The organism is Amycolatopsis thermalba, assembly GCF_003385215.1.
In the GTDB taxonomy this organism is placed as follows: Bacteria; Actinomycetota; Actinomycetes; order Mycobacteriales; family Pseudonocardiaceae; genus Amycolatopsis_E; species Amycolatopsis_E thermalba.
The window spans coordinates 1-17503 of the sequence record NZ_PQHW01000038.1 but is presented as its reverse complement, the minus strand read 5'-3'; the positions used below and the strand labels follow the sequence as shown (position 1 = coordinate 17503).

Annotated in this window: 17 protein-coding genes and 2 pseudogenes; 10 read left to right on the top strand and 9 right to left on the bottom strand. The window is 75.2% G+C overall.

Translation table 11 applies throughout. From position 1 onward, the window contains the following. The first annotated feature begins 70 nt into the window (after positions 1–70). Together D0D15_RS17095 and D0D15_RS35960 are read left to right on the top strand one after the other, a co-directional pair. On the top strand, positions 71–2674 hold the full coding sequence (locus D0D15_RS17095; protein ID WP_115944563.1) for a helix-turn-helix transcriptional regulator: 2604 nt from the start codon (positions 71–73) through the stop codon (positions 2672–2674). Positions 2675–2737: 63 nt separating this feature from the next. Continuing rightward, positions 2738–2881 (top strand): hypothetical protein, encoded by a 144-nt coding sequence (locus tag D0D15_RS35960; protein ID WP_158224423.1) that lies wholly within the window; start codon positions 2738–2740, stop codon positions 2879–2881. Between the two features lie 355 nt (positions 2882–3236). On the opposite strand, the gene D0D15_RS17085 is transcribed toward D0D15_RS35960, so the two are convergent. Continuing rightward, positions 3237–3887, bottom strand: a complete 651-nt coding sequence (locus D0D15_RS17085) for a response regulator (RefSeq protein ID WP_094005334.1) — start codon at positions 3885–3887, stop codon at positions 3237–3239. Positions 3888–3955: 68 nt separating this feature from the next. Continuing rightward, positions 3956–4519 (bottom strand): TetR/AcrR family transcriptional regulator, encoded by a 564-nt coding sequence (locus D0D15_RS17080; protein ID WP_094005335.1) that lies wholly within the window; start codon positions 4517–4519, stop codon positions 3956–3958. 88 nt (positions 4520–4607) lie between these two features. Here D0D15_RS17080 and D0D15_RS17075 point away from each other — a divergent pair, with 88 nt between their 5' ends. Further along, positions 4608–6128 carry an MFS transporter gene (locus tag D0D15_RS17075; protein WP_094005474.1) on the top strand — a complete coding sequence of 507 codons (1521 nt, stop codon included), beginning with the start codon at positions 4608–4610 and terminating at the stop codon, positions 6126–6128. A 22-nt stretch (positions 6129–6150) separates the two neighbouring features. On the opposite strand, the gene D0D15_RS37035 is transcribed toward D0D15_RS17075, so the two are convergent. Both D0D15_RS37035 and D0D15_RS17060 read right to left on the bottom strand, forming a co-directional pair. Next, entirely contained in the window at positions 6151–7677 is a 1527-nt protein-coding gene (locus tag D0D15_RS37035; protein WP_233157246.1) for a hypothetical protein, read from the bottom strand. 39 nt (positions 7678–7716) lie between these two features. Then, positions 7717–8436 (bottom strand): SDR family NAD(P)-dependent oxidoreductase, encoded by a 720-nt coding sequence (locus tag D0D15_RS17060; RefSeq protein WP_094005336.1) that lies wholly within the window; start codon positions 8434–8436, stop codon positions 7717–7719. Between the two features lie 54 nt (positions 8437–8490). On the opposite strand from D0D15_RS17060, the gene D0D15_RS17055 reads away from it, so the two are divergent. Then, entirely contained in the window at positions 8491–9027 is a 537-nt protein-coding gene (locus D0D15_RS17055; RefSeq protein ID WP_094005337.1) for a MarR family winged helix-turn-helix transcriptional regulator, read from the top strand. On the opposite strand, the gene D0D15_RS17050 is transcribed toward D0D15_RS17055, so the two are convergent. After that, a complete protein-coding gene (locus tag D0D15_RS17050; protein ID WP_094005338.1) occupies positions 8981–10384 on the bottom strand; it encodes an MFS transporter in 1404 nt (467 codons plus the stop codon). The two genes, D0D15_RS17055 and D0D15_RS17050, sit on opposite strands and share 47 nt — an antisense overlap. A gap of 100 nt (positions 10385–10484) precedes the next feature. On the opposite strand from D0D15_RS17050, the gene D0D15_RS17045 reads away from it, so the two are divergent. Both D0D15_RS17045 and D0D15_RS17040 read left to right on the top strand, forming a co-directional pair. Then, the gene (locus tag D0D15_RS17045; RefSeq protein ID WP_094005339.1) at positions 10485–11153 is read left to right on the top strand and encodes a TetR/AcrR family transcriptional regulator; all 669 of its coding nucleotides are present in this window, start codon (positions 10485–10487) and stop codon (positions 11151–11153) included. Positions 11154–11492: 339 nt separating this feature from the next. Further along, positions 11493–12947 (top strand): DEAD/DEAH box helicase, encoded by a 1455-nt coding sequence (locus D0D15_RS17040; RefSeq protein ID WP_115944562.1) that lies wholly within the window; start codon positions 11493–11495, stop codon positions 12945–12947. A 106-nt stretch (positions 12948–13053) separates the two neighbouring features. On the opposite strand, the pseudogene D0D15_RS17035 reads toward D0D15_RS17040, so the two are convergent. From D0D15_RS17035 to D0D15_RS17025, 3 genes and pseudogenes are all read right to left on the bottom strand, one after another. After that, positions 13054–13537: pseudogene (locus D0D15_RS17035) on the bottom strand (gamma carbonic anhydrase family protein). A gap of 30 nt (positions 13538–13567) precedes the next feature. Further along, positions 13568–13726 carry a hypothetical protein gene (locus D0D15_RS17030; RefSeq protein WP_233157247.1) on the bottom strand — a complete coding sequence of 53 codons (159 nt, stop codon included), beginning with the start codon at positions 13724–13726 and terminating at the stop codon, positions 13568–13570. A 2-nt stretch (positions 13727–13728) separates the two neighbouring features. After that, a complete protein-coding gene (locus tag D0D15_RS17025) occupies positions 13729–13887 on the bottom strand; it encodes a CoA transferase (RefSeq protein WP_233157248.1) in 159 nt (52 codons plus the stop codon). Positions 13888–14036: 149 nt separating this feature from the next. Here D0D15_RS17025 and D0D15_RS17020 point away from each other — a divergent pair, with 149 nt between their 5' ends. The 4 genes from D0D15_RS17020 to D0D15_RS17005 are packed head-to-tail and all read left to right on the top strand — an operon-like array spanning position 14037 to position 16966. Beyond that, a complete protein-coding gene (locus D0D15_RS17020; protein ID WP_233157249.1) occupies positions 14037–15008 on the top strand; it encodes a thiamine pyrophosphate-dependent enzyme in 972 nt (323 codons plus the stop codon). Continuing rightward, positions 15001–15990, top strand: coding sequence for an alpha-ketoacid dehydrogenase subunit beta (locus tag D0D15_RS17015; RefSeq protein WP_094005341.1), 990 nt, complete (start codon positions 15001–15003; stop codon positions 15988–15990). Before D0D15_RS17020 ends, D0D15_RS17015 begins: the two co-directional genes overlap by 8 nt. Beyond that, the gene (locus D0D15_RS17010; RefSeq protein WP_094005342.1) at positions 15983–16300 is read left to right on the top strand and encodes a biotin/lipoyl-containing protein; all 318 of its coding nucleotides are present in this window, start codon (positions 15983–15985) and stop codon (positions 16298–16300) included. Before D0D15_RS17015 ends, D0D15_RS17010 begins: the two co-directional genes overlap by 8 nt. A gap of 3 nt (positions 16301–16303) precedes the next feature. After that, entirely contained in the window at positions 16304–16966 is a 663-nt protein-coding gene (locus D0D15_RS17005; protein WP_094005343.1) for an alpha/beta fold hydrolase, read from the top strand. A 16-nt stretch (positions 16967–16982) separates the two neighbouring features. On the opposite strand, the pseudogene D0D15_RS17000 reads toward D0D15_RS17005, so the two are convergent. Beyond that, positions 16983–17503 (bottom strand): annotated as a pseudogene (locus D0D15_RS17000) (hypothetical protein); the annotation flags it as partial.

The following is a 17503-nucleotide window of genomic DNA, read 5'->3' as shown; positions in this document are numbered from 1 at the left end:
TAGTGCGGTACTCGGAAATCGCCCGCGGGGTGGAAGACGCCGGGACAGCGGCCGTCTACCGTCCCGTGTCGTGGGCCTGAACTGGCCGTTGACCGGCCGGGCGGAAGAGCTGCGGTTCGTCGACGCGGTCGTGCGGCGCGGCGCGGGCCACGGCGTGGTGCTGGCGGGCGCGGCCGGGGTCGGCAAGACCCGCCTCGCCCGGGAAGCGGTGGCGGCGGCCAGGCGGCGGCACGCGAGGACGGTGTGGGTCGCCGCGACCGCGTCGGCCCGTGCCGTCCCGCTCGGGGCGTTCGCCGCCGTGCTCACCGACGTGAGCGGGGACGCGACCCAGCTGCTCCGGCAGGCCGCCGAGGCGCTCACCGGAACCGCCCGCGGTGACGTCGTGGTGGCGGTGGACGACGCGCACCTGCTGGACGCGCTGTCCGCGTCGCTGGTGCACCAGTTCGTGCTGCGCCGGGTCGCCACCGTGGTGCTCACGGTGCGCAGCGGGGAACCGGTGCCGGACGCGGTGACCGCGCTGTGGAAGGACGGTCACCTCGACCGGCTGGAGGTCCAGCCGCTGTCCGAGGCGGAGACCGTGGCCCTGCTGGAGGCGGTGCTCGGCGGCCCGGTGGACAGCGCCGGCGCGGCCCGGCTCTGGACGCTCTGCCGCGGCAACGCGCTCTACCTGCGCCAGCTCGTCGACGGCGAAGTGGCCGGCGGCGGGCTGCGCCTGGTTCGCGGGGTGTGGCGCTGGTCGGGGCGGCCCGCGCTCTCGCCCGGCCTGGCCGACCTGGTCAACACCCGCATGGGCCGGTTGTCCGGCGCGGTCCGCGACGTGGTGGACGTCCTCGCGCTCGGCGAACCCCTCGGCGTGCCCGTGCTCGTGGCCCTGACCAGCGCCGACGGCGTGGAGCAGGCCGAAGCCGAGGGCCTGGTGGCGGTCGAACCGGACGGCCGCCGGCTGGAGGCCCGGCTGGCGCACCCGCTCTACGGCGAGGTGCGCCGCGAGGCGCTGGGCGTGCTGCGGGCGCGGCGGCTGCGCGGCCGGATCGCGCGGGCGCTGCAGGACACCGGCGCCCGGCGCGCCGACGACACGATGCGGCGGGCAGTGCTCGTCGTGGACTCCGACCTCGATCCGGACCCCCGGCTGCACACGCTCGCCGCGCAGCGGGCCATCGCGCTGCTCGACGTCCCGCTCGCCGCCCGGCTGGCGCGGGCGGCCGTCGTCGCCGGTGGCGGGTTCGAGGCGCGCGTGACGCTCGGTTCCGCGCTGTCCTGGCTGACCCGCGGGGACGAGGCGGAGGCCATGCTGTCCGCGCTGGCCCCGCTCGCCACCGACGACGACCAGCGCAGCGTGGTCGCGGTGTCCCGCGCCGGGAACCTGTTCTTCTCGTGCCGCCGCCCCGCCGAGGCCGGGGCCGTGCTGGACCGGGCGGAGTCCGCCATCACCCGGCCCGGGGCACTCGCGCCGATCCGGGCGATCCGCGGGGTCTTCCACGCCGCCGCGGGACGGCCCCGGGAGGCGATCGAGTCCGCCGTCGCGGCGCGGTCGGCCGGCGCGCTGCCCCCGCACGCGAGCCTGCTGGCGGCGTGGGCCGCGGTCGGCGGGCTGGGCCCGCTCGGCCGGGCCGGTGAGCTGGACCGGGCGGCCGCGCCCGGATACGCCGCGGCCGAGCAGTCCTTCGACGCGGTCGTCCCGTCGTTCGGGTTGTGCGCGGCCCACCTCCTCGGCCTCCGGCTCGCCGGGGCGCTGCGCGGCGTGGAGGACCTCGCGCGGACCAGGTACCGGCAGGGCGCCGAGATCCCCGGACCGCTGCAGCTGCTGGGTGTGGCGCTGCTGGGCTACGCCGCGCTCTACCGGGGCCGGCTGGGCACCGCCGTCCGCAGGCTCCGGGAGGCGGAGGCCGGGCTGGGGCCGGTCCGCCGGCAGGGGCCGGGGTCCGGCAACCTCGTCGCGCTGACCCAGGCGCTGGCCATGTCCGGGGAGGCCGGTCAGGCGGCGGTGGTGCTCGCCGCCGCGGAGGACGAACGGCACCCGGCGACGGCGGTGCTGGAACCGGAGCTCGTGCTCGCCCGGGCGTGGGTGCGGGCGGCCGAAGGAGCGGTGAGTGCCGCGATCCGGCTCGCCCGTGACGCGGCCGGCCTGGCGGCGGGACGCGGCCAGCCCGCGTTCGAGGTCTACGCGCTCCACGTCGCGGTGTGTTTCGGGGACCGGACCGCCGCCGGCCGGCTCGCCGAGCTGGCCGGCCAGGTCGAGGGTCCCCGGGCGGCGGCCGCCGCGGCGCAAGCAGCCGCTCTCGCCGGCGACGACGCCGACGGACTGTTCGCGGCCTCCCGGGCGCTGGAGGAGATGGGTGACCAGCTGGCCGCTGCCGACGCCGCTGCCCAGGCCGCGGTCGCGCACGCCCGGTCCGGTCACCCGGTGGCGGCACGCGCGGCCGTCACCCGCGCGCACCGGCTCGCCGAAGCGTGCGAAGGCGCGCGAACCCCGGCGCTGGCGGCGGTGCGGCCGTTGCCGCTGACCGGCCGCGAGCGCGAGATCGTCACGATGGCCGCGCGCGGCCTGTCCAACCGCGAGATCGCCGACCGGCTCGTCGTCTCGGTCCGCACCGTCGAGGGACACCTGTACCGGGCGAGCGCGAAGCTGGGTGTCACGGAACGCGCCGCGTTCGCCGAACTGCTCGGGTTCTGAAGGTTACTTCTCCTGGCCCCGGAAGCCGGGGAGTCCAGGGAAATCCCGGCCCCGCCCGGCCTGGTGCAGTCCCGACGGCGGCTCGGCCGTCGGGTGCGGGTGGTGGCGCCGCCGCGCAACGTCGAGGCGACGACGCGGTCCGGCTGCCTGCCGCTTTCCACCCAGGCCATCACCGGGGTGAGCACGCCGGCGGTGGTGGGCCAGTAGGCCACTGTGGACCGCGGGGAGGTGCGCTGGTCGTTCCAGCCGTGCCAGAGCAGCAGCTTCCCGCCGCCGCGGGCGCTGGCCGGGGTCTGCTGGAGGCGGGACGAACAGCGTCCACTCCAGCTCCGACCCCCACTCGTGGGCGATCGCCGGTTCCAGGCGGCAGCCCTGGGCGCCGACGGCGCCGTCGTGCAGCTTGCGCACCACGGCGGCCTCGGCGGGGGACAGGCAGGTCGCGGTGTCCTGGCCGGGGTCGCAGACGAGGGTGCCGGGGTCGAAGTCGCACCGCTCATGGCCGCGCCACGCTACCCGGAGGCTTGTGAACAGATTGCCAGCATTTCGGCCTGAGGCAGCGCTTTCAGCGCGGGGCGTCCGGGTCCCTGTCCGCCTGGAGTTTCGCCGCGAGGACGGCCGCCTGGGTGCGCCGCTGGAGGCCGAGTTTGGCCAGCAGCCGCGACACGTAGTTCTTCACCGTCTTCTCCGCGAGGAACATCCGCTGCGCGATCTGCGCGTTGGTCAGCCCCTCGCCGATGAGGTCCAGCAGCGTGCGTTCGCGCTCGGTGAGCCCGGCCGCCGGGCCGTCGCCGGCGTCGGCGCGCAGCTTGGCCATCAGCGTCGACGCGGCGCGGGTGTCGAGCAGCGACCGGCCGGTGCCGACCGCGCGCACGGCCGAGACGAGCTGCAGCCCCTGGATGTCCTTGATGACGTAGCCGCCCGCGCCGGCGAGGATCGCGTTGAGCATGGCCTCCTCGTCGGTGTAGGAGGTCAGGATCAGCACGTTCAGCTCCGGGAACCGCGACCGCAGCTCCCGGCACAGCTCGATGCCGTTGCCGTCGGGCAGGCGCACGTCGAGCACCGCGACGTCCGGGCGCAGCGCCGGGATCCGCGCCATCGCCTGGGCGGCCGTGGACGCCTCGCCGACGACCCTCAGCTCGCGGTCGGCTTCGAGCAGGTCGGCGACGCCGCGGCGGACGACCTCGTGGTCGTCGACGAGGAACACGGTGATCACGGCAGGACCCTTCCGCAGGCGATCTGCCCAATCTAGGCCGCGCCGCGCGCCCCGCGGCCCGGCGGAAGTCACCTCGGGCGAGGACCAAGGTCACTTTCCGCCGCGTCCAGGCCCAGACGGCGCAGCACCTCCGGCATCCGGTCGAGCACCGGCTGCGGCATCTGCCCGCCGAGTGTGGCGCGCAGGTAGAGGCCGTCGCCGAGCAGCCCGACGATCTCGGCGGTCAGCGGGTCGCCGATGTGCTCTTCCAGCAGCTCCCACCACAGCCGGCCGACCTCGTTCATCGTCTCGGTGACCTTCGGTTCGCTGCCGAGCAGCCGCAGCGCGGCGATCGAGGCGCGGTGGGCCGGCTTGGTCATGTCGGCGTCGGTCACCGACGACAGCAGCCAGTACCGCACCACGCCCTCGGGGGCCGTGCGCGCCTGCTCGACGTCGGCCGCGGTGAGCCGCAGCAGCCGGTCGAGGAGGCCGTCGAGCAGGGCGTCCTTCGACCCGAAGTGGTACAGCAGCCCGCCCTTGGACACCTTCGCGCGCGCGGCGACGGCGTCCAGGGTGACGGCGGCCGATCCGCTCTCGATGAGGATGTCCTGGTAGGCGTCGAGGATCTGTTCCCGCGCGGAGGGGCGTCCCATGTCACTTGACTATACCGTCTGGACGGTTTAGTTTCGAGAGGGGGCAAACTGTACCGTCCGGACTGTTCAGAAAAGGGTTGTGATCGTGATGGCCGGGGGACGCCGGGACTGGCTCGCGCTGGGTGTGCTGGTGCTGCCGGTGCTGCTGATCAGCGTCGACATGACGGTGCTCGGGTTCGCGCTGCCGTACCTGAGCGAGGACCTCGGCCCGACCGGCGCCGAGCAGCTGTGGATCGTCGACATCTACTCGTTCGTGCTGGGCGGGCTGCTGGTCCTGATGGGCACGCTCGGGGACCGGATCGGGCGGCGCAAGCTGCTGCTCTCCGGCGCCGTCGCGTTCGGTGCCGCGTCCGTGGCCGCGGCGTTCGCGACCAGCCCGCTCATGCTCATCGCCGCGCGGGCGCTGCTCGGGGTCGGCGGGGCGACGCTGATGCCCTCGACCCTGGCGCTGATCCGCACCATCTTCACCGACCCGGCGCGGCGGCGGACCGCGATCGCCGTGTGGGGCGCCGGGTTCTCCGGCGGCATGGCGCTCGGGCCGGTGCTGGGCGGCTGGCTGCTGGAGCACTTCTGGTGGGGCTCGGTGTTCCTGATCAACGTGCCGGTGATGCTGGTGCTGCTGGTCGCCGGGCCGCTCCTGCTGCCGGAGGCGCGGGACCCGGAGCCCGGCCGCTTCGACCCGCTGTCCGCGCTGCTGTCGCTGGCGGCGGTCCTGCCCGTGGTCTACGGCATCAAGCGGTTCGCCGAGCACGGCGCGGATCCGCTCGCGGCCGTGAGCGTGCTGGCCGGCGCGGTGTTCGTGGTGGTGTTCGTGCGGCGCCAGCGTGCGCTGCCGGACCCGATGCTCGACCTGGCGCTGTTCGCGGACCGGCGGTTCAGCGCGTCGGTGCTGACGAACATGCTCGGGGTGTTCGCCCTGGTCGGACTGTTGTTCCTGGTGCCGCAGCACCTCCAGCTCGTGCTCGGCCTGCGGCCGATGACGGCGGCGCTGTGGCTGCTGCCGACGACGGTCGCCGGCGTCGCGGGTTCCTTCGCCGCGGCGCGCCTCGCCCGGCGGGTGCCGGTGCCGCGGCTGATCGGCGGCGGGCTGCTGGCCGCGGCGGCGGGGTTCGCGGTGCTGGTGGCCCTCGGCGTCCACAGTGGACTGGCGATTCTGGTGGCCGGCATGGCGCTGGTGGGGTTCGGGGTGTCGTTGTCGGAGACGCTCACCAACGACCTGATCATCACCGCCGCCCCGCCCGCGCGGGCCGGTGCGGCGTCGGCGATCTCGGAGACGGGGTTCGAGCTGGGTGGCGCGCTCGGGACGGCGGTGCTGGGCAGCATCGCGGCGGCGGTCTACCGGGCGGGCGTGCCGGCCGGTGCGGGGAACACGGCGCGCGAAACGCTCGGCGGAGCGGTCGCGACGGCGGCCGGGCTGCCCGCGGCGGAAGCGGATGCGCTGCTGGCCGCCGCGAAGGAGGCGTTCGTGCACGGCGTGCAGGTGAGCGCGGTGGCCGGGGCGGTGCTGCTCGCCTACACCGGGGTGCAGGCGCTGTTCTTGTTGCGCTCCAGAGGAACCGGCGCGGCACCCGCGCGTGGGCGGCACCGGGCGGCGGCTCCGCGCGGCTGAGGTCGGCCTGTGCAGGAGTGGATCAGAGGAACAGGCGCAGCACTCGGGCGTGGGCGGTGCCGAGCAGCGGTTCCGCGCGGTTGAGGAGGTCGCGCAGCTCGGCGGCCTGCGTGGTGGTCGGCGTGGTGTAGGTGGTCGCGGCCCCGTAGGCGAACCAGTTCCGCAGGTCGCCGGCGGCGATGTCCCGGAGCGGCTCGTCCGGGTCCAGCACGAGACGCAGGTCGAGCGCGAGGCGGGTCCAGGTGTCGCGGGCGGAGAGCAGCTGGAACGCGATCCGCCTGCGGTGCGCGGGCTGGCCGGGGGCGAGCATGCCGTGCAGCACGGTTTCGTCGATCAGGGCGGCGGTTTCGCGCAGCGCGAGCATCACCTGCCGGGCGACGCGCGGGGACGGATCGGCGAGCAACGGCACGGCCCGCGCGAGGGGAATCGCGCGCAGGCGACGCAGCGCGCGGACAGTCTCGGCCCGGACGCCGGCCCGCCCGTCGGCGAGGAACGGCACGAGCAGCACCGCATCGGCGCCGTCGCCGGTCTCCCCGAGGCCGGCGACCAAGCCGGCGGACACGGGATCCGCCGCGGCGGCCGGGCCAGGCCGGTGGGATGCGGGAGTCCCGGCAGCCCCGGGGGCCACGCCCGCGGCGCGCGGGTGTGTGGCGCGGCGGCCGGGCCCGGCTGAGCCGGAGCCATTCGCGCGAGTTCCCGGCGCTGGGCCTGGTGCGGAGCGGTGGGATGCGGGAGTCCCGGCAGCGATGGCGGCTGCGTGCACCTGTGCGGCGGTGCCGTTCACCGCGGTCAGCAGGGATCGGTAGTGCCGCGCGGGGTCTTCGCCCGCGCGGCGGAGCGTCAGGTGCGCGTGTGCGCGCACCAGCGAGGCGGGATCGGCCAGTGCCGCCACCGCGCCGGCGCGGTCGCGGATCGCCAGGGCGCGCAGGGCCGCCGTGCCGCTGGTGCGCAGCAGGTGCAGCACCTCGGGGTCCGGGCTGCCGGCCAGGGCGCGAGCACACCCCAGCCGGATCTTCAGATCCCCGTCCCGGAGCCCGGCCCTCAGCTCGCCGGCGCTCGCGTACCCCGACTCATACACCGTCCGGCGGGTGAGCACATCCGAAGCGGCGAGTGCGGCCGAGCGGACCTCGGGCAGGCGCAGCATCCCCTCCAGCGTCGCGGCCAGCCACTCGCCCTCGGCGCGGCGCCGCACGCGGCACGCCAGCGGGAACAGGTCCACCACGGTCATCGGGTCGCGGAAGAGGTGACGCAGGCACTCCCGCCGGGCACGCTCGCGCACCTGCGGCACCCAGTCCGCCGCGCGGATCGCCAGCACCGGCAGCGCGATCCGCTGGTCGAGCTGGGGCAGGGCGGCTTCGCGGAGGTGGCCGTCGCGTCCCAGCGCCCGCAACACGACACTGCGGTGCCAGCCCGCCGGGACCGAGCGTCGCGCGCTCGCGTCGACGGCGAGCCACAACCGCGGGTCCGCCCCCGCCATCACCGCCACCTCGGCATCGGCGTCCCGCGCGGCACACAGTGCCTCGACGCGCTCCCGGGCCTCGTCCCACACCCGGTGATCGTCCCGCCGCCCGGCCCGTTCGCCAACCGGTTATCGCGTCGTGTGGGCGCCGCCGTTGACGTGGATCGTCTGGCCGGTGATGTGGCGCGCGCCCGCCGACGCCAGGAAATACGCCGTCTCCGCGACGTCGTCCGGGTGGCCCGGACGGCCGTTGTGCGTCGCGGCGATCAACGCCCGCCGGCGCTCCTCGCTGAGCTTTCCCTGGAAGAACCCGGTTTCCGCGATGTACCCGGGCGCGATCAGGTTCGCCGTCACGCCCTTCGGCCCGACCTCCGACGACAGGCCGGCCGTCCACGCCGCCAGCGCCGCTTTCGCCGCCCCGTAGGACGACGCGGCGTACTCGGCGCCGATCGACCCGACGTTGATGATCGAGCCACCCGGCCGCAGCCGGTCCCGCACCGCCGTCGTGGTGAGCACCGCGCTGAGCAGGTTGGCGTCCAGGTTCGCCCGCCACGCGCGCAGCACCTCCCCGACCCCGTCCCCGGCGGGCGCGGTGAGATCGGTGTTCCCGCCCGCCATGTTGACCACCACGTCCAGCTCCGGCCCCAGCTCGTCCGCCATCCGCGCCACCTGCTCCGGATCCGTCGCGTCGCAGGTGATCGCCCGCGCGCCGATCCCGGCGGCGGTCCGGGCCAGCCGCTCGCCGTTGCGGCCGGTGATCACCACGGCGTCCCCGCCCGCGCGGAACCGGGCGGCCACGGCCCGTCCGATGCCGTTCCCGCCACCGGTGACCAGCACGATCCGGCTCACTGAGCACTCCTCTCTGCTATGTTTAGCTCTAAACGTAGCGGAGGGAGGCAGGCCGTGTCGAACGACTTCGGCGCCGAGGGCTACCCGATGGGCTCGATCCTCAGGTGGCCCGCGCACGACATCGCCGAGTCGTGGCGGCGCGAACTCCCCGGTGTGCGCACGGAGTCCATCGAGATCATCACCCCGGTGTGGCGGATCGCGAAGATCCTCGCCGACGACCGGCGCCGCACCCTGGCCGAGCTCGGCGTCGATCCGTCCACACTGGACCTGCTGAGCGTGATCCGCCGGTCCGGCCCGCCGTACGAGCTGACCACGCGGGAGATCACCCGGCGCACGCTGGTCACCCCCGGCGCGGTCTCCCAGCGCGTGGCCCGCGCCGAGCAGGCCGGGCTCGTCGAACGCGCGCCGTCCGCCGCGTCACGACGCGCGGTCGCCGTCCGCCTCACCGACGCCGGTCACCGCCTGATCGAAACCACCGTCCGCCGCCTGCTGGAACACGAGGCGGACCTGATCGGCGGGCTGGCCCCGGACGAGCGCGCGGCCCTCACCGGCCTGCTCGCCCGGCTGGAGCAGACCCTGGAACCACCGTGAGGGCGAGGGCCACGGCGGCGGCGAAGAGCACGGCGCCGAGCGCCAACCCGAACGCGTACCCCGCCACGGGCGAAGCGCCGTACCCGTGCGCGGCCGTGCCGAGGGCGGCGAGCCCGAGCGACGCGCCGATCTGCCGGGACGCGGCGAGCAGACCGGACGCCGCGCCCGAGTCCTCCGGCGCCGCACCCGCGGTCGCCACGGACACCACCGGCCCGAGGCACAGTCCGAACCCGGCACTGGTCACCATCGACGGCCCCAGGACGTCGGCCAGGAACGACCCGTCCGCGCTGAGGAAACCGAACCAGGCGAACCCCGCCGCGGCGAGCAGCCCGCCGCCGGCCATCAGCGTGCGGGCCGCGATCCGGTACCCGAGCTTGACGGCGAGCACGGACCCGGCGACCACCCCGAGCGCGAAGGGCAGGAACTGCAGCCCGGCCAGCGCCGGCCCGGTCCCCAGCACCCGCTGCAGGTACAGGGACACGAAGTAGAAGGCGGACGCCATCGCCGCGCCGAGGAGCAGGTTGTACAGGTTGGCACCGGCGACCGCGCGGCTGGCCAGCAAACCCAGGCGCACCACGGGGTCCCGGGTCGTCGTCCGTTCGATGTGGACGAACGCGGCCAGCAGTGCGACGGCGACCGCCAGGGTGATCAGCGTGACCGGCGAGGCCCAGCCGTACTGCTCGGTGCGCACGACGCCGAACACGAGCGTGCTCATGCCCGCCGTGACCAGGACGGCGCCCAGCACGTCCGGACGGCTGCCGCGCACCGGCGGCGGCTCGGTGGCGACCCCGCGCCGCACCAGCACCAGCGCGACGGCGGCCATCGGCGCGCTGACGAACATCACCCACCGCCACCCGGCGTACTCGGTGAGCACCCCGCCGATCAGCACGCCCAGAGCCCCACCGGCGGCGTTCGTCGCGCTCCACACGCCGAACGCGCGGACCCGCTCGCGGCCCCCGGGGAAGGTCGCGGTCAGCAGCGCCAGCGCGGCCGGGGCCGCCGCGGCGGCCCCGATGCCCTGCGCGGCGCGCGCCGCGACCAGCTGGCCGGGGTCCGCGGCGAAACCCCCGGCCAGGGACGCGATCCCGAACACGGCCAGCCCGACCAGCAGGACCCGCTTGCGGCCGTAGCGGTCGGCGAGTTTGCCGCCGAGCAGGAGCAGCCCGCCGAAGGTGAGCGCGTAGGCGTGGATCACCCAGGTCAGGCCCAGCGGGCCGAACCCGAGCGCGGCCGCGATCGCCGGCAGCCCGACGTTCACCACCGACAGGTCCAGCGACACCGTGAACTGCACGACGGCCACCGCCGTGAGGGTGAGCCCCGCCCGGACCGCCGGTCCCGGGAACTCCGTCTTCGTCATCGCACCCCAGTCCTCTCGCGCTAGTTTCGGAACGCGTTCCGAAACTAGCACCGGAGGGCGCCGGCTGTCGACGAGGGGAGCGGGCAGCATGATGGGACCCATGCCCCGACCCGATGCAGCGCGCGCCCGGACCGGGCGGCCACCGGTGACCTCCCGGGCGGAGATCCTGGCGGCCGCGCGGCGGCTCATCGACCGCGACGGCTGGGAGAAGCTGAGCGTCCGCCGGCTCGCGGCGGAGCTGGGGATCGGGCCGACGACGCTGTACCACCACGTGCGGGACAAGGCGGATCTGCTGGTGCAGCTGCTCAACGCCTACACCGGGCAGCTGGAACGCCCCCGGCTGCCCAGCGATCCGCGGGAGCGGATCGTCGTGGCGGCCACGGTGATGCACGACGCGCTGGCAGCGTGGCCGTGGGCCGCGGAGGTCGTCACGGTGGACGGGTTCGTCGGCCTGCTCGACGAACCGGCCCTGTGGATGGTGGAGGCCATCGTGGGCGGCGCCGTGGACAGCGGATGCAGCCCGGAGCAGGCGGTCGGGGTGTTCCGCGGCATCTGGTACTACACCGCCGGTGAGATCCTCGTCCGCGCGCGGTCCGGCCGGCGCCCGGCGGACGAGCGGCCCTACCGCGACGCCGAGTTCCGGTTCGACCCGGAGAAGATGCCGCACCTGGCGGCGATCGGCGACCAGTGGCCGGAGCTGGCGGCGCGCGACACCTACGCCGACGGGCTGCGCGCCCTGGTGGACGGGCTGCTCGCCCAGCGGGGCTGACGGGTGACCGGCCGATACGCTGAACCGGTCCGTGCCGCGGCACGGACCGGTTCAGCGTGACCACGACCTGCTTCCGGCCCGCCCGCTCGCGCGGCACCACGTCGTAGCGGAGGGTGGTTCCGTCGCCGGAAACGCCGTCGGGTGACCGTGGCGGGAGTGAATCCCGTTCGGTCGAGCCCCGCCGCCGCGGTTCATGGTCTACACTGGTGATCGCGGCCCGCACAGTTCTGCCTCGGGCCGCGTTCTGATGTCGACCACCACGCGCCGCGACCGCCGACGGTCTGCGCCGGGCAGGACGACCCCCCGACGTTCGGAGATCTTCCCTTGACTTCATCCCCCGTGCCCTCCTTCGCCGCGCTCGGCGTGCCTTCGGTGCTCGTCGCCGCGCTGGCCGAGCGGGGCATCGAGGCGCCGTTCCCGATCCAGGCCGCCACGCTGCCGCATTCGCTGGCCGGCCGGGACGTGCTCGGCCGGGGCCGCACCGGCTCCGGCAAGACGTACGCGTTCGCGCTCCCGGTCCTGGCCCGGCTCGCCGCGAGCGGCACCCCGCGCCGTCCCGGACGGCCCCGCGCGCTGATCCTCGCGCCGACCCGCGAGCTGGCCTCCCAGATCGACGCGGCGCTGACGCCGCTGGCCAAGGCCCTGTCGCTGCGCACCATGACCGTGTTCGGCGGGGTCGGCGCGGGGCCGCAGATCGCCGGCCTGCGGGCCGGCGTGGACATCCTGGTCGCCTGCCCCGGCCGGCTCGCCGACCACCTCGCGAGCGGGCACGCGCACCTCGACGCCGTCGAGGTCACCGTCCTCGACGAGGCCGACCACATGGCCGACCTCGGGTTCCTGCCGCAGGTGAAGCGGCTGCTGGACCGCACGCCGCGGCAGGGGCAGCGGCTGCTGTTCTCGGCCACCTTGGACGCCGGTGTGGACGTGCTCGTCAAGCGTTTCCTCACCGACCCGGTCACGCACAGCGTCGACTCGGCCCGCTCGCCGGTGGCGACGATGGAGCACCACGTGCTGCACGTCCAGCCGAACGCGCGCCTGGACGTGCTGGTGGACCTCGCCGCCGCGCCCGGCCGGACCGTGGTGTTCACCCGGACCAAGCATCGGGCGAAGGCGCTGACCCGCAAGCTCGTGGCGGCCGGCGTCCCGGCGGTGGAGCTGCACGGCAACCTCGGCCAGACGGCGCGGACCCGCAACCTGTCGGCGTTCTCCGACGGCAGCGCGACCACGCTGGTGGCCACCGACATCGCCGCCCGCGGCATCCACGTCGACGACGTGGCCCGCGTGATCCACGCCGACCCGCCGGTCGAGCACAAGGCGTACCTGCACCGGTCCGGGCGCACCGCCCGCGCCGGCGCCGAGGGCACGGTGATCACGCTGATGACCGACGACCAGGTCGCCGACGTCCGCGACCTGACCCGCAAGGCCGGGATCACCCCGGTCACCACCCGGCTGGCGCTCGGGCACCCGCTGCTGGCCGAGCTCGCGCCGGGGGAGCGGGTGTTCACCGCGCCCGCGGCCGGCGGCGCGGTGCGGACCCGGGACGGCTCGCCGTCCCGCGCCGGCTCCCGGCGCGGGGAACCGCGGCGCGGTGACTCCGGCCGTGGCGCCGCGCGGCAGAAGCCGCGGGGCGAGACGCGGGACAAGCCGGCCGGCGAGGCGCGGCAGAAGCCCGTCGGCGACGGGCGGCAGAAGCCGGGCCGTGGCACGGGCGCGGCGCCCCACCGATCGGGCGGGGCCGCCGCGTTCTCGGCGGGCGCCCGCGGCGGTCGTCGCCGGGGTGCTTCGTCCCGCTGACGCCGCCGGGCGCGGCTCAGTCCCGGGTGGCGTGCGTGGGGTCGCGGTGGTTCTCCGCGGGCGCCGTCGCCGGGTGCCTCCCCCCGCTGACCCCGCCGGGCGCGTCTCAGGCCCGGGTGGCGTGGGTGTGGGTGCGTGCCAGGTCGCGGTAGCTCTCCGCGTTGGCCCGGGTCGCGGCCTGCTCGTCGGCGGTCAGGGACCGCCGGACCTTCGCCGGCAGGCCCGCGACGACCGCGCCGGCCGCGACGAGGCTGCCCGCCCCGATCCGGGCCCCCGTTGAGCACGACCGCGCCCATGCCGATGAGGCAGTCGTCCTCGACGGTGCAGCCGTGCAGCACCGCGCGGTGCCCGACGCTGGCCCCCGCGCCGATGACGGCGGGGAAGCCGGGATCGGCGTGCACGATCGTGCCGTCCTGGATGTTGCTGCCGGCCCCGATGCTGATGGTGTCCAGATCCGCGCGCAGCACGGCGGTGTACCAGACGCCGGCGCCGGCGGCGAGCATGACCGCGCCGGCCAGCACCGCGTCCGGGGCGATCCACGCGGCCGGGTCGACGGACGGCCGCCGGCCGTCCACGGTGAAGTGGTTCATGGCGTCCTTTCCGGAATGTCTACTGTGGAGTCACAACGCGGACGGCAGGATCGCCACCGTCCAGGCGAGCAGGGGAGCGCCGGCCACGACGGGCGCGCTGTAGGCGAGCATGCGGCGCTGGAAGAGGCGTTTGCCGGGCACCTGCGCCTGCGCGAGCACGATGATCCCGTTGGTGGAGAACGGGCTCACGTTCACGCCGTAGAGCCCGGCGGCGCCGCCGGCCGCACCGGCGGGCGGTCCGGGTGCCCGGTGACCTGCCGCAGCCCGCCGAACGACTCGGCGACGCCGCCGAACCCGGCGCGGTCGCGGTAGGGGCCGGTCTGGTCGTAGCCGGAGACGGGCACGATCACCAGTAGCGCTGCGGGTGCCGGGCCGTCGCGGCGGCTCGCTGGACAATCTGCCCAGCGAAACCGGCGAAACGCCGCGCAGATCGTGCACAGTGATCAGCCGCTGGGGCGACACTTGCGCACTCCGGAGGCCGCACCGCACCCTTCCCGCCATGCAGGAAGCTGATCTCCCCGCGCTCCACCGGCTGATGCTGGTGGCACGCCGGCTCGACGACGAAGCCATCGCGTTGCAGCGCCAGGGTGTCCTCCCCGCCTACGCCCCGGCGAAGGGCCAAGAGGCCGCGCAGGTCGGCAGCGCCGCCGCGCTCGACCTCGGCCGTGACTTCGCCTTCCCGTGCTACCGGGAACTCGGCGTCGCGGTGGCGATGGGCGTCGACCTCGCCGGCTACCTGGCCACCCACCTCAACCTCTGGCACGGCGGCCTCTACGACCCGCTGGCCTCCCGCCTGGCGCCGTTCAACGCCGTCGTCGGCGGTCCCGTCACCCACGCGGTCGGCTGGGCGATGGGCGCGAAGCTGGACGACACCGGCGGCGCGGCCATCACCTACTTCGGCGACGGCGCCAGCTCCCAGGGCGACGTGCACGAGGCCATGAACTTCGCCGGCGTCTACCGGCTGCCGGTGATCTTCTTCTGCCAGAACAACGGCTGGGCGATCTCGGTGCCCACCGCGGACCAGGTCGCCGGCGGTTCGGTCGCCGCCCGCGCCGCCGGGTACGGCATCGAGGGCGTGCGCGTCGACGGCAACGACGTGACCGCCGTGTTCGAGGCGACGCGCGCCGCGCTGGACCGCGCCCGCGACGGCGGCGGCCCGACGGTGATCGAGGCGATGACCTACCGGCTGGGCCCGCACTCCACTTCGGACGATCCCGGCCGCTACCGCACCCTGGACGACGAGCGGGCCTGGGCCGGGCGCGACCCGCTCCTCCGGGCGGCGAACCAGCTCACCGCCGAGGAGGTCGCCGCCGCCGAGGAGCACGCCGCCACCGTGGTGAGCCGGGTCCGCGACGACCTGCTCGCGCTCGGCGCGCCCCCGGCCGAGGAGCTGTTCTCGTTCGTCTACCGCGAGCCCACGGCGGCCCTGCTGGAGCAGCAGCGGGCGTGGAAGGAGTCCCTCGATGCCTGAGTTCTCGTTGCAGCAGGCCCTCAACCTCGCCCTGCGCCACGCGTGCGAGGACGACGACCGGGTGCTGATCTTCGGCGAGGACGTCGGCACGCTCGGCGGGGTGTTCCGGGTGACCGACGGCCTGCGCGACAAGTTCGGCGAGCACCGCGTGTTCGACACACCGCTGGCCGAGTCCGCGATCATGGGCATGGCGGTCGGGCTGGCGATGGCCGGGTGGCGGCCGGTGCCGGAGATCCAGTTCGACGGCTTCAGCTATCCGGCGATCGACCAGATCGTCAACCAGGTCGCGCGCATGCACTACCGCAGCCGCGGCGTGCTGAGCATGCCGATCACGCTGCGGCTGCCCAGTTTCGGCGGGATCAAGGCGCCCGAGCACCACGGCGAGAGCCTGGAGGCGCTGTTCGCGCACGTGCCCGGCCTGAAGGTGGTGTCGCCGTCCACCCCGGGCGAGGGGTACCACCTGCTGCGGCAGGCGATCGCCGATCCGGACCCGGTGATCTTCCTGGAACCGAAGTCCCGCTACTGGCACCGCGAGACGTTCGACCCCACGGAGGCCGTCGAGCAGCTGCCCGTCGGCACCAGCCGGATCGTCCGGCCGGGCAGGCACGCCACGCTGGTCGCCTGGGGCGCGATGGTCGCCCGCTGCCTGCAGGCCGCCGAACTGGCCGCCGAGGACGGCGTCGAGCTGGAGGTCCTCGACCTGCGCTGGCTCAAGCCGATCGACGCCGCCGGGCTCGCGGAGTCGGTGGCCCGGACCCGCCGCGCGGTCGTGGTGCACGAGGCGCCGCTGACCGCCGGGCTCGGCGCCGAGGTGTCCGCGCTGATCACCGAACGCTGCTTCGCCGGGCTGCGCGCGCCGGTGCAGCGGGTCACCGGGTTCGACGTGCCCTACCCGTCCGGCGCGCTGGAGGACGAGTACCTGCCCAGCATCGACCGCATCCTGACCGCCGTGCAGACCACCCTGGAGTACCGCCGTGGCTGAAGTGACCTTCCCCCTGCCCGACCTCGGTGAGGGCCTGATCAGCGCCCGCGTGCTGGAGTGGCTGGTCGCCGAGGGCGACTGGGTCGAGCGCAACGCGCCGCTGGTCGAGCTGGAGACCACCAAGTCCGCGGTGGAAATCCCCTCGCCCCAGTCCGGCCGCGTCACCCGCCTGCACGTCGGCGAGGACGAGGAGCTGGCGGTGGGGGAGCCGCTGGTCACCTTCGCCGTGGAGGACGCCGGGATCGTCGGCACCGTCCCGGAGGAGAAGAAGCCGCGGCGGAGGGTCCGCCTGACCCTGCCGGAGGACTGAGCCGTGTTCGCCACCGCCGCCGACGGCACCAAGATCTGGTACGACACCGCCCCCGGGCCGCGTCCGGTGCTGCTGATCCACGGCTTCGCCTCGGACAGCCTCCGCACCTGGGAGCAGACCGGCTGGATCCGCGCCCTGGCCGGGCACGGGCACGGGCACGGGCACGTGACCGTGGATCTGCGCGGGCACGGGCAGAGCGACCGCCCGGCGTCCGGGTATTCGCCGCGAACGCTGGCGCGGGACGTGCTCGCCGTGCTCGACGAGGCCGGACTGTCCACTGTGGATGTGGTCACCTACTCGATGGGCGGTCTGGCCGGGTGGGAGCTGGCGCGGCTCGCTCCGGGCCGCGTCGGGCGGATGGTGCTCGGCGGGATCGGCGGGCGTGCCGCCGACCGCGCGTCGATGGAGCGCGTGGCGGAGCAGCTGTCCGGCGGCGGCCTGGACGCCTGTATCGACGGGATGGCCGGGCACCGGCTCGACGGTGCGCCGCCGGTGCCGGTGCTGTTCGCCGCCGGTGAGCAGGACGAGATCGCCGCGGACGCGCCGGAGTTCGCGGCGTCGCTGGGTGCGCCGTTCGTCTCGCTCGGCCGGCGCACCCACCTCAACGCCGTGTCCAGCCGGAAGTTCAAGGACGCGGCGATCGAGTTCCTCGCCCCGGCAGGATGACCAGCGCGCCGAGGACGAGCACGGCCACGCCGAGCGCGCTGCCGAACTCGCGCGTGGCGCCGGTGCAGGCCGGTCGCGACACCGGCCTGCGCGGGGGCAGCGAACCCGCGATCACGCTGGACAGCGTCGGCAGCGCCAGCGTCACGCCGGTCCCGGTCACGACGAGCCAGACCGCGTACAGCGGACAGGGCGTGGCCATGTCGCTTGTGGACAGCCCGAGCAGGCCGGCGCCGGTGCAGGCGAAGGCGAGGGCGATCACGGCGGTCAGCCCGATGCGCCCCACCAGACGGCCGACGTGCCACGCGCCGTCCTGCCCAGGCACGTGCTTCGCAGACCCGCGGCCCGGAACAACCGCGGGTCGAGCAGCGGGTGCGCGGATGCCGAGCAGCAGCGCCACCGACGCGAGCAGGACGGCGAGGGTGTCGGGCAGCACGGCGGCCACGCCCACCCCGGTGATCGCCCGCCCGGCGAGCAGGCGCGGGATGTCCGGTGCGGCCGCCGAGAGCAGCGCGCCCGCGGCGAACAGCGCCAGGCCGG

Coding starts and splice junctions, on each gene's coding strand:
- D0D15_RS17045 (WP_094005339.1), top strand. CDS start 10,485: ATGCCCCGACCCGATGCAGCGCGCGCCCGGACCGGGCGGCCACCGGTG.
- D0D15_RS17050 (WP_094005338.1), bottom strand. CDS start 10,384: ATGACGAAGACGGAGTTCCCGGGACCGGCGGTCCGGGCGGGGCTCACC.
- D0D15_RS17015 (WP_094005341.1), top strand. CDS start 15,001: ATGCCTGAGTTCTCGTTGCAGCAGGCCCTCAACCTCGCCCTGCGCCAC.
- D0D15_RS17020 (WP_233157249.1), top strand. CDS start 14,037: ATGCAGGAAGCTGATCTCCCCGCGCTCCACCGGCTGATGCTGGTGGCA.
- D0D15_RS17080 (WP_094005335.1), bottom strand. CDS start 4,519: ATGGGACGCCCCTCCGCGCGGGAACAGATCCTCGACGCCTACCAGGAC.
- D0D15_RS17075 (WP_094005474.1), top strand. CDS start 4,608: ATGGCCGGGGGACGCCGGGACTGGCTCGCGCTGGGTGTGCTGGTGCTG.